The organism is Rhodococcus sp. NCIMB 12038 (genome assembly GCF_002165735.1).
Lineage (GTDB): Bacteria > Actinomycetota > Actinomycetes > Mycobacteriales > Mycobacteriaceae > Rhodococcus_F.
Genome location: NZ_NHML01000035.1, coordinates 1 through 12,241, shown reverse-complemented (window position 1 = coordinate 12,241; position 12,241 = coordinate 1). Strand labels below are relative to the sequence as shown.

Below are 12,241 nucleotides of genomic sequence, written 5' to 3'. Positions count from 1 at the left end.
GGTACGGCAGGCGGGTTTCCTGCCGGTCGAAACGCTAGACCGCCTTCCTGTACCGACCGCTGTGCGCTTCCTGCGATGTTCCTGTGTGCGTGGAGTGCGCACGCCCCTAGCGAAGGTGCAGCGTCCTCCCATGGTCTTCCCAGGAATGGTCCATAACGTCGTCGGCAGTCGCCTCGAAGGGGCAAACCAAGATGAAAGAGCACTCATGACGAGAAGCGAAATCCACCCGTCGGCCGTCCTCGACCACGACGTCCCCGCCCCGCACGCCGAGATCGACGCACGGGCACCGCAGCCCGACCTGGGCGCCGCGCCCCATGCGGCGGACCTACTGCGCGACGGACTCGACGGGCTCCTGCGCGACCTCCGCCCCACGAACCCGACCGGCGAGCACCCTACTCAGCACGTTGAGCCGCAACAGAATTCGCATGACGGTTCCCGCGACAACGACAGTCGCGGGTTCGAGAATACCGGCCACACTTCCCCCGGAATCCAGGACCGCCACGACATCGGCAACCAGGCCCACGCGAACGACACCGCCAACCCCGGACACGACAACCACACCGCCGACACCTCACGCAACGACAGCCAGCAGAACAACGGCCGCGAAGAGACCAGCCACCAGGACAACGCCGGCCACCGGAACGACGCAAGTCACCACACCACAGGAAACCAGGCCCACGAGAACGTGCAGGCCGGACCATCGACGTCGTTCGGCAACCCGGGCCGCGCCGAGGCGGCCGTGAACTCGGGCGGCGCTTCCGCGTCTCAGCCGGCATTCGGTCAGGGCAACGCCGCTGCGACGCAGCCGTCGACTCTGGCACCGACGTCGGTGTCTGCGCAGACGTCGTCGGCCGTGCAGCCTGCCGCGGCCGGTCCGGCGACGAGTGCGGCGCCCGCAACGACGACGTCCGCGGCCCAGCCGATCACGGCGACTCCGGTGTCGACGCATTCCGATGCGACGGTGACGTCGCAGCCTCTCGACACGACGATCCAGCAGACGAACACCGAACCTGTCTCGGCGACGACGACGTCCGACACGGACCGGAATCAGAATCAGAATCAGAATCAGGTTACGGACCAGCAGAGCACGCGGGGCGCGGAGACTGCCTCGGTCACCGGCGACGAGGGAGCGCGAGCAGCGTCGACGGACACCACCCCGAACAATTCCGTATCGACCAACGCCGCCCAGACCGACACCGCCGCGCAGAACGCGACGGCACCCACCGCGGACCTCGGCCGAACCGAGGCGGCAACGACAACCACGGCCACAGCACCCGCCGTCGACCTCGGCCAGTCCCAAGCGGCCACCCAGTCCACCCCGACCACCACCACGACGGCGAGCAGTGATCTCTCGTCGACCGACCACAGTTCCGCGGTCAGCACGCTCACGAACTCGACGCCGGACACCGGACTCAGCCATGACACTGCAACGACTGACACCACAACGACTGACACCGCGACGACTGACACCGCGACGACGTTCGACACCACCACCTCGTACGACTCGAGCAGCGCATACGACTCGAGCACCACGCTCGACACCGGCACGTCGCTCGACGCGACGAGCGCCACGAGTCTTTCGTCGGGGTTGACGGCCGATTCCGGCAGCACGCTCGACACCCACGATCAGAGCCTGGCTGCGACGACGACCGTCGACCAGCACGTGTTCTGACCTCGACGTGGCGGGACCGCCCACTCCCCTGCAGCGGTCCCGCCACTCCCCTCTCTCGAATGCCCGTCACCGACTCTCGCGGAGATCATGAACGCCACCCTCGAATCCTCAGCCGCCAACGCCCCTGTGCGCCCGAATCTTCCCGCCGAGACCACTGCGTCGATGATGGCGCTGCTGTCGCAGTTGGCGGCGCTGACCCGGACTGCGGGTCGCGGCGATCTCCTGACTCGGCTGTCGCACACCGAGTCTCGTCTCGCCGATCCGCGGACGCGGGTGGTGGTGCTCGGCCTGACCGACAAGGGTGTCAGTTCCGTGGCGGGTGCGCTCGTCGACGCGGACGTGTCGGCGGCGGCACGGTCGCGGCAGGAGCCGGTGGTGGTCGAGTATGGGCCTGTCGCGGCGGATCCGGATTCGACGGTCACCCTCCCGCATGATCTGCTCGCGGAGGGTTTGGTGCTGGTCGACGCACCCGGTTTCTCCGGTCACGCGCCGGCCCGCGCGGCGGACACGCTGGCACTGGTCCCCACGGCGGATGCGGTGCTGTTCGTTTCCGATGCGAGTCAGGAATACACCGAACCCGAGGTCGCCCTGCTGACGCAGGTGCACAAGCTGTGCCCGATGGTGATCTGCGTCGTCAACAAGATCGACTTCTATCCGCGGTGGGCAGACATCCAGAAGGCCAACCGCACCCACTTGCAGAATGCGGATCTCGCGCTGCCGTTGCTGCCGGTGTCCGCGATGATGCACGCGGACGCTCTCGAGGCGGGCGACGACGCGCTCGACGTCGAATCCGGCATTCCGCAGCTGGTCGACTATCTGCGCAACCAGGTGGTCGCGAAAGCGGATGTGGTGCTCCGTAATTCGGTGATCTCCGACGTCCGAACGGTCACCGACCACCTGTCGCTGTCGCTGAGCGCCGAACTGGACACACTGCGTGATCCGCAGCGCGGTGCCGCGCTCGTCGAACAGATGACCGGGGCCCGCGCGGCGGCGGATCAGCTCCGCCAGCGATCCGCGAACTGGCAGTACACCCTGGCCGACGGCGCGATCGAACTGATGACCGACATCGAGCACGACCTGCGTCACCGTCTGCGCACCGTCATCCGCGCGGCGGAGGAGGACATCGGCAAGTCCGATCCGGCACCGCGGTGGGAGGAGTTCGGTTCCTGGCTCGACGGCGAAATCGCGACGTGTGTGCGGGAGAACTTCGTGATGGCCCACACCCGTTCGCAGGCCCTCGCGCTGTCGGTCGCGGGGCGCTTCGCCGAGGACGGCAAGGTCCCGGTTCCCGCCCTGCACATCGACAATGTGGATCACGTGCTCGAACCCGTGAATACGCTCGAATCCCTGGAGAGCGCGCAGGGTTTCACGCAGCGTGTCCTGTCCAGCATGCGAGGGTCGTACGGCGGTGTGCTGATGGTCGGTCTCGTCACGAGCCTGGCCGGCCTGGCATTGGTGAACCCCTTCTCGATCGGCGCGGGAGTGCTGCTCGGCGCCAACACGTATCGCGAGGACCGCAAGGCGCGCACCGCCCGCAGGCAGGCGGAGGCGAAGGTGGCGGTGTCGAGGCTGATGGACGACGTGATCTTCCAGGTGGGGAAGGAATCGAAACAGCGACTGCGGGAGGTGCAACGCGTCCTGCGCGACCACTTCACCGACCTGGCGAACGAGATGCTGCGTTCCGTCGACGATTCGCTGCGTGCGGCGACCGAAGCGTCGAAGATGCACGACGATCACCGTGCTACGCGGTCGGCTCAGATCCGCACGGAACTCGACACGTTGCGGCAGATCCGAATGCAGGCCGCCGGATTCGCGGGGCAGGTGGCGGCATGAGCGTCACTCGTCTGGGCTCCCAGACCCGCCAGTTGATCGACGCCGCCCGGCACGAACTGCGCAACGACCCCGCCACCGTCGACGAACTCCGGCACTGCGGCGCCCGCCTCGAGGAGCCACTCCGCGTCGCGCTCACCGGCACGCTGAAGGCCGGCAAATCGACGCTGCTGAACGCGCTCGTCGGCGAGGAGATCGCACCCACCGACGCCACCGAGTGCACCCGGGTGGTCACCTGGTTCGAGCAGTCCGCCACCCCGCGCATCGATCTCACGCACGACTCCGGACGCCGGACGCGACTGCCCGTGCACCGGGACGAGGGCAGGCTGTCGCTGGACCTGGGCACGGTGACCGCGGATCGGGTCGAGCGGCTGCAGGTGGGGTGGCCGTCGGCGTTGCTCGGCGAGTTCACACTCGTCGACACGCCGGGAACGTCGTCGAATTCGCGGGACGTGTCGGCGCGGACCCGGGCGCTGCTCCTCCCCGAGGACGGCCCGTGCGACGTCGACGCCGTCGTCTACCTGACCCGGGGCACCGACGGCGCGGACGTGCGGTTGCTCGACCAGTTGCAGACGCGGGTCGGCACGGCGGCCGGCCCGCTGGGCATCGTCGGTGTGTTGTCGCGGGCCGACGAGGTGAAGGGCGGCCGCGAACGCACCCTCGACGCGGCCCGCGCTGCCGCCGATGATGCGGGTCGCCGGGTGCAACGCAGCCTGCTGCCCGTGTCGGGTCTTCTCGCGCTGCGCGGTCGCACTCTGCGCCAGACCGAGTTCGACGACTTGGCGGTACTCGCCACCGTTGCGGACAGCGTGCTCGAGTCCGCGCTGCGTTCGATCACCCGCTTCACGGCGGAGGACACCGACCTCGTGCTGCCGCCTACGCCGCGCCGCGACCTCCTCGAGAGTTTCGGCCTGTTCGGTATCCGGTTCGCGGTCATGCTGATCCGCGCGGGCGCGACCGACGCGCCGGCACTGGCCCGCGAGTTGACGACGCACAGCGGCCTCGAGGACCTGCGCCGCACGCTGCACCTGCAGTTCGGTCAGCGCAGCACCGAACTGAAGGCGCACTCCGCGCTCCGTACGCTGAAGGCCGTGCTGGCCCGGACCCCGTCGTCGGCGAGCCGCAGCCTGAGCCGGGCGGCGGATCGCCTGCTCGCCGACACCCACGTGTTCCGGGAACTGCGGGTGCTGTCGGGCCTGCGCTCGACCGGTCTGCAGCTCCGGGACTCGGACGTCGTGCTGCTCGAGCGGGTGCTCGGCGGTGAGGGCATGTCACCGCACACCCGCCTCGGCATGCCCGCCGACGCCGCCCCGGAGCAGATCTCACGCGTCGCGCTGACGGCTCTGCGATTCTGGCGGTCCCAGGCGGGACGCCCGACCATCGACACGGCGACGGTGCAGGCATGCGCGTGTGCGGCGCGGTCCTGTGAGGCCCTGCTCGCGCGCTGACCGGCCGGTGCGTGCAGACGTCGGTGGCGGCTTCGACAGCGCCGCCGACCGCAACTGACCGGGTCACCCATCACGTTGCTTGTTCTCCCAGTGCCTCGTTCAAGATCGGGCCGGCGACGGCAAGCGCGTCAGGTGACGTCATCTGCCAATGCGTGACTGCCACGGCGTGGTTGTGCACCACTCCCGTGACCGCGTTCTCCCATCCGCGGGCCGCCCTCTCGCCGGTGGCATCCTCGGCCGCCGCGGTGAAAAACACAATGTCTCCGTCGAACCGCGCAGGCCGGTACTCCGACATCAACCTCGAGTTCCGGTCTGCCGTCGACACGAGCCGCCCCACAACCTTCTCCGTCTGCGCTACGGAGTGCCCGAACATTTCAGCCAACGCGGCAGCGAGACCGCCCAGGCTCGGGTCGGCGATGCGCTCGACTGCTGTCCCTTCGATGCCGAACCCACCCAGCAGCTCACTCACCGAGACATCCGTGGCCGACTCTTCCTCGGCCACCCCCGCACCGGCGAAGCTGTCCATCATCGCCAGCAAATCCACACTCTCGCCGGCTGCCTGAATCCGGACCGCCATCGCGTGTGCGATGACACCGCCGAGTGACCAGCCGAGCAGTCGGTACGGACCGGATGGCTGGATTTTACGGATCTCACGGACGTAACGGTCCGCAAGGTCATCGAGAGACTCCGGAAGATAGCTGTCCTCGAGAATCGACGGACTCTGGATCCCATAGATCGGCAGATCAGGGTCGATGTACTGCCGTAGACCCGAGTAGCACCACGACAGTCCGACGATGGGATGGATACAAAACAGCGGCGCCCCCGCTTCACCGTCCGCCCGGATCGGAAGCAGCGGCTCGAACCCTTCCCCTGCCGTACCCGTGGCTCCGTTCTCGATCCGGGCGGCCAATGCTTCGACGCTGGGATCGGTGAACAGCCACTGCAACGGGACTGCCGCACTCAGGTCGTGCTGCAATCGGGCGACGATCCTCGGCGCGAGAAGGGAGTTGCCGCCCAACGCGAAGAAGTCGTCATCCAGCCCCACCTGTTCGACACCGAGCATGTCGGCGAAGGCCGCGGTGACGACACGCGCGACGCGCGTCGTCGGCGCCCGGAACTCCCGCTTCGTGAACCCCGGGGCCGGCAAGGCCTTCCGATCGAGCTTGCCGCTCGCGGTCAGAGGCAATTCGTCGAGCACCATCAGTACATCCGGCACCATGTACCGGGGCAGCGACCTGGCCGCCGTGGTGCGGGCGGATTCCACGTCGACCGACCGACCTGCCGCGGGGACCAGATACCCGACCAGCTGCTGACCGAAGTCGCCGTCGTGCACGATCACAACGGCCTGCGCGATCGACTCCTGCGCCATGAGCGCGGTCTCGATCTCGCCGAGCTCGATACGCAGCCCACGCACCTTCACCTGAGAGTCCAACCGACCCAGATACACCAGCTGCCCGCGTGGGTTCCATTTGACCAGGTCTCCCGTCCGATAGAGACGCGTCCCTGCTACCCCGAACGGATCGGCCACGAATCGCTCCGCCGTCAACCCCGGGCGGCGATGATAGCCGCGTGACAGCTGCACACCCGCCAGATACAGCTCTCCTTCGACCCCGATGGGCACCGGGTGGAGTCGTCGATCCAAGACCAGTGCGGTGGTGTTCCATACAGGTGCACCGATCGGTACCGATTCCCGCTCGAGTCCGTCGCATCGGTGGGACGTCGCAGTGACCGCACATTCGGTGGGACCGTACTTGTTGTCGAGACGAGCATTCGACCGCGAAGCCCATCGCGCGGACAATTCCACCGGCAGTTCTTCGCCACCGGCAAACACACACCGCAACGAATCCGGTAGACACACCTCGGGATCGGCCAGGAGCACCGCCAACATCGACGGTACGAACGCGGCCACGGTGATACCGGCGTCTTCCATCAGCGACAGCAGATAGTCCGGATCCCGATGTCCGTCGGGACGCGCGACGATCATCCGGGCACCGACGGCCAGCGGAACCAGTAGTTCCCACATCGATACGTCGAACGTCACCAGCGTCTTGTGCAGCACGACATCGGAGTCATCGAACTCGTATTCCGCAGCCAACCACGACATTTGGTTGACAATCGCGCGGTGGCTGACCGCAACACCTTTGGGCCGTCCGGTCGATCCCGAGGTAAAGATTACGTACGCCAGATTGTCCGGCCGTGCGGATGCCACGACTTCGGACTGCCCACTCGATTCGGACGAATACGCCGACAAGTCCAGGGTGTCGATGTTCAGCACTCGATTCCGAGACGTGACGAATCCGCCTCGGGAGGTGGACAGGACACACACGGGTGCTGCGGTTTCCAGGATGTAGTCGTTGCGTTCCGGGGGTTGGTCCGGGTCCAAGGGCACGAATGCGGCACCGGTTCGGAGCACCGCGTAGATCCCTGTCACCAACTCCAGCGACCGGCGCATCCCCAGGGCCACCACGGACTCCGGTCCCACCCCCTCGTCGATCAATCTGCGAGCCAATCGGTTCACCCGAGCAGCGAACTCGGCGTACGACAGCGACTCGTCGTCATACACGACTGCCGTGGCATCCGGTGTTCGGGCCACCTGCGCATCGAATCCGTCGAGCAGCAGTCCCTCCGGGACGTCGTGTCCCGTGATGTTCCATTCGCGCAGTATCTGACGCCGCTCGTTCTCTTCGACGATCGCGATGTCGCCCACCGGCATCATCGGATCATCCACCACCGCTTCGAGAACCCGCACGAACCGCCCCGCGATCTCGCGCACCGTCGCGCTGTCGAAAACATCCGTCGCGTAGGCCAGCCGTCCCACGAAACCATCCCCGCCATCCGGCGGCTCACCCACCGTCATCGACAGGTCGAACTGCACCGCTTGCTGATCGACCTCCACCGGCGAGACAGTCAATCCCGGAAGCGTCACCGCGGGCCGACTGAAATTCTGGAACGCCAACATCACCTGGAACAACGGAGAGAACGACTGCGACCGAATCGGATTCAGATCTTCCACCAATCGCTCGAACGGAACATCCGCTCGAGAGAAAGCCTCGAGATCGACATGGCGCACCCGCCCCAGTAGCTCCGCGAATGATTCGCCCGGCTCATACCGAGCCCGCAGTACCAACGTATTGACGAACATGCCCACCAGATCGTCCAACGCCGCATCCCCACGGCCGGCGACCGGCGAGCCGATCGCGATATCGGTCGACCCACTCAGCCTCGCCAAGAGCACCGCCAACGCCGCATGCACCACCATGAACGGCGTCGCACCCGCGCCTCGCGCCAGCGACACGAGACGCGCCACCGTTGTCGCCGGCACGGTGAAATCCACGCTGGAACCGAGGCCCGTCCGCATCGGCGGCCGTGGCCTGTCGGTCGGCAGCGCGATGGCATCCGGCAGCCCTGACAACGCACCCGCCCAGTACGCGACCTGCTGCGCCATCAGCGACCCCGGATCGTCCTCCGAACCCAGCACTTCCCGCTGCCACATCGCGTAATCCGCATACTGCACCGGCATCGGCGCCCAGGACGGCTCATGTCCTGCGTGCCGGGAGGCATATGCCACCAGCATGTCTCGGACCATCGGTCCCGTCGAGAAGCCGTCCGCGCAAATATGGTGCACCACCACCGCCAAGACGTGCTCGGACGTCGACACCCGGTACAGCGCCCCGCGCACCGGCACCGACTCCGTGACGTCGAATCCCGCCGCGAGCAATGCAGCCACCCGCATCCGCAGCTCTTCCTCGCCCTCGACCGGAATCGTCGTCAGGTCCAGCGACACTCCCGACGCGTGCACGATGTTCTGCGTCGGCCCGTGGTCCGAATCCGGGAACACCGTGCGCAGCGCCTCGTGCCGAGCGAACACGTCGAGCACCGAGGCCTGTATCGCTGCCACATCCAGTTCACCGGACAGGCGGAGGACAAGCGGAATGTTGTATGCCGCCGACTCCGGGTCGAACTGGTTGAGGAACCACATCCGCTGCTGCGCCAACGACAACGGGATCCGCGCCGGCCGCACCCGACGCGTCAACGCCGGCCGCCCACCCTCACCGGCATGCTGCTCGGCCCGCACCGCCAGCGCCGCGACCGTCGACGCCTCGAAGATCACCCGAACCGGCACACGGGTGTCCAACGCCGCACCCAACCGGGACGCCACCTGCGTCGCAACCAACGAATTACCGCCCAACGCAAAGAAATCGTCGTCCAGACCGACCCGCTCGAGCCCGAGCACCTCCGCGAAAATCCCCGCCACGANCTCCTCGACCGGCGTGGTCGGCGCCCGAAACTCCCGGACGACGAACGACGGCGCGGGCAACGCCCGTCGGTCGAGCTTCCCACTGGGATTCAAAGGCAACTCGTCGAGGACCATCAGTACGTCGGGCACCATGTACTTCGGCAGCGAAGTACTCACCACCTCGAGTGCCGCCTCGACGTCGACGGTTCGCCCGCTGGTCGGCAGCACATAACCGACCAGCTGCTGACCGAATTCACCGTCGCGCACGACCACCACGGCCTGGTCCACCGACTCGTCTGCCGTCAGTGCGGTCTCGATCTCCCCGAGTTCGATCCGCAGGCCACGCACCTTCACCTGAGAATCGGTGCGGCCCAGATACTCGAGGTTACCGTTCGAATTCCACCGCACCAGATCACCCGTGCGGTAGAGCCGCTCACCGGAGTCGGCAAAGGGACTGGCAACGAAACGTTCTGCCGTAAGCGCCCCGCGGGTGTGATAGCCGCGGGCGACCTGGATTCCGGCGAGATACAACTCCCCCGGCACGCCGACGGGCACGCGGTGTAACCGGCGGTCCAGCACGAACGTGCGGGTGTTCCTTATCGGCCTCCCGATCGGTATCGGACCCGACACGCCCCGCAGGCAGCGATGCACGGTCGAGGTCACCGTGGCTTCCGTCGGACCGTAGGTATTGTCCAGCACTGCCTCGGTGCGCGCGGCGAACCGAGCGGTCAAGTCCGAGGGCAGCGCCTCGCCGCCGACCGAGACGTACCGCAGCGACCGCGGCAGTGCGAACGACGATTCCGCGAGGAACAACGCGAGCATCGACGGCACGAATTCCAAGATCGTGACGTGCCACCGGTCGGACATCCGCATCAGGTATTCGGGATCACGATGTCCGCCAGGCGCGGCAATCACCAATCGAGCACCGACCTGGAGTGGATAGAACAACTCCCACACCGACGCGTCGAACGCGATGGGCGTCTTGTGCAGCACCGTGTCGCGATCGCCGAGCGCGTAGCGGCCACGCATCCACTCGATCTGGTTCACCACCGAGCGGTGGCTGACCGCGACGCCTTTCGGTCGCCCGGTGGATCCGGACGTGAAGATTACGTACGCGAGATTCTCGGACCGCAGCGGCGCCCGCCTGGACGCGTCGGTCACCGTCTCCGTGTCGAAGACCGACAGGTCCAGGATGTCGACTTCGTCGGCGTCCACCGACGCCGGCAGGTCACCACGGTCCGTGGACGTGGTCAGCACCACGACGGGCTTCGCGGTCGCAATCACGTACTCGGTGCGGTGTGCAGGATGTTCCGGATCCAGCGGCAGGTACCCGGCACCGGCTTTGAGCACGGCGTAAATGCTCACCATCATCTCGAGGGAGCGACTCATGCCCAGCCCCACCAGCGACTCCGGTCCCACCCCTCGTGAGATCAAGTAGCGGGCGAGCCGATTCGCGCGAGAATCGAACTCGGCGTAGGTCAACGACTGTTCCTCGAATACCACCGCCACCGCGTCCGGCGTCCGGCGTACCTGATCGTCGAAGAGCTGAACCAGGTTCCCGTCCTCGACAACCGCGGCGGTGGCGTTCCATCGATCCATCGCCGCACACTCGTCGACGCTTCGCAACTCGATCTCGCCGACCGGTGTGGTCACATCACGTGTGACCGCCTCGAGGATGGTGACGAGTTGGTTCGCGAATCGGGCGACGGTCGATTCCTGGAACAGGTCGAGCGCATACACGATCGATCCCTCGATTCCGGTCCGATGCCCCTCGGAATCCGAAGTGCCGGTGAAGTGGATCTCGAGATCGAGTTTCGCACCGACGACGTCCGTTTCCAGCGGGGCGATCTCGAGGCCCGGCAGAGTTATCCTGGGCCGGGCGAAATTGTGAACAACCAGCAGTACCTGGAACAGCGCCGAACGGGCCGTGGAGCGCGTGGGATTGAGGACTTCCACCAGGCGTTCCAGCGGAACGTCGGGGTTGCCGAATGCGGCGAGGTCGACTTCCCGGACGTCGGCCAGAATATCTGCGAAGGATTTCGCGGGGTCGACGCGGGTGCGCAGCACCAGCGTGTTTCCGAACATGCCGATGAGGTCGTCGAGTGCCGCCTCGCCGCGTCCGGCGATCTGTGTGCCGATGGGGATGTCCTCAGTTCCACTCAGGCGGGCCATCAGCACTGCCAGCGACGCGTGGGCGACCATGAAGAAGGTCGAGTTATATTCTCGTGCGAGCTGGTCGATACGCCCGGCCAGATTGGGACTCAGGGTGAAGCCGACCTTGGCGCCGCGCGGCGATTGTACGGCCGGACGCAGATGATCCGTCGGCAACTCCACCATCTCCGGTAGATCCGCCAGAACCTCGGTCCAGTACCGCATTTGTTCCGAGATCAGTGACTTCGGATCGTCCTGCGCGCCGAGAATCTCCCGCTGCCACAGGGTGTAGTCCGCGTACTGCACCTCGAGCGGCGACCAGCCTGGCGCATGCCCCTCATGCCGGGCGGCATACGCCACCACGAGGTCGCGCGACATCGGCGCGGCCGAGCCGCCGTCGCTGGAAATGTGGTGCACCACCATCACCAGGACGAACTCGTTGCCGTCTAGCTGGAACAGCTTCACGCGCAACGGGACTTCCCAGGCCACGTCGAACCCGCGCCCGACGAAGTCGAACACGAGGGCATGAGCCTCCTCCGGAGCGACCCGCTCCGGCGTCACACTCAGCGAGAGCGCCGACGTGGGGACGACCACCTGAGACGGCCCTTGGTCCGAGTCCGGGAACATCGTGCGCAACGCTTCGTGCCGGTCGATCACGTCGACCAGTGCGGTCCGCAGCAATTCGATGTCCAGATCACCGGACAGCCGAATTGCCAGGGGTATGTTGAAGGCCGCCGACTCCGGGTCGAACTGATTGAAGAACCACATCCGCTGCTGCGCCAACGACAACGGGATCCGCGCCGGCCGCACCCGACGCGTCAACGCCGGCCGCCCACCCTCACCGGCATGCTGCTCGGCCCGCACCGCCAGCGCCGCGACCGTCGACGCCTCGAAGATCACCCG

4 protein-coding genes are annotated in these 12,241 nt (G+C 66.7%); 3 read left to right on the top strand and 1 reads right to left on the bottom strand.

Annotated features, from left to right (window positions below):
- The first annotated feature begins 205 nt into the window (after nucleotides 1-205).
- From CA951_RS35585 to CA951_RS35575, 3 genes are all read left to right on the top strand, one after another.
- A complete protein-coding gene (locus CA951_RS35585) occupies nucleotides 206-1,672 on the top strand; it encodes a hypothetical protein (protein WP_087561347.1) in 1,467 nt (488 codons plus the stop codon).
- An 87-nt stretch (nucleotides 1,673-1,759) separates the two neighbouring features.
- Entirely contained in the window at nucleotides 1,760-3,505 is a 1,746-nt protein-coding gene (locus CA951_RS35580; RefSeq protein WP_087561346.1) for a dynamin family protein, read from the top strand.
- Nucleotides 3,502-4,950, top strand: a complete 1,449-nt coding sequence (locus CA951_RS35575) for a dynamin family protein (RefSeq protein ID WP_087561345.1) — start codon at nucleotides 3,502-3,504, stop codon at nucleotides 4,948-4,950. Before CA951_RS35580 ends, CA951_RS35575 begins: the two co-directional genes overlap by 4 nt.
- 70 nt (nucleotides 4,951-5,020) lie before the next feature.
- Here the strand turns inward: CA951_RS35575 and CA951_RS35570 are convergent, their stop codons facing one another.
- A complete protein-coding gene (locus tag CA951_RS35570) occupies nucleotides 5,021-12,148 on the bottom strand; it encodes a non-ribosomal peptide synthetase (RefSeq protein WP_256974219.1) in 7,128 nt (2,375 codons plus the stop codon).
- Between the last annotated feature and the right edge of the window lie 93 nt (nucleotides 12,149-12,241).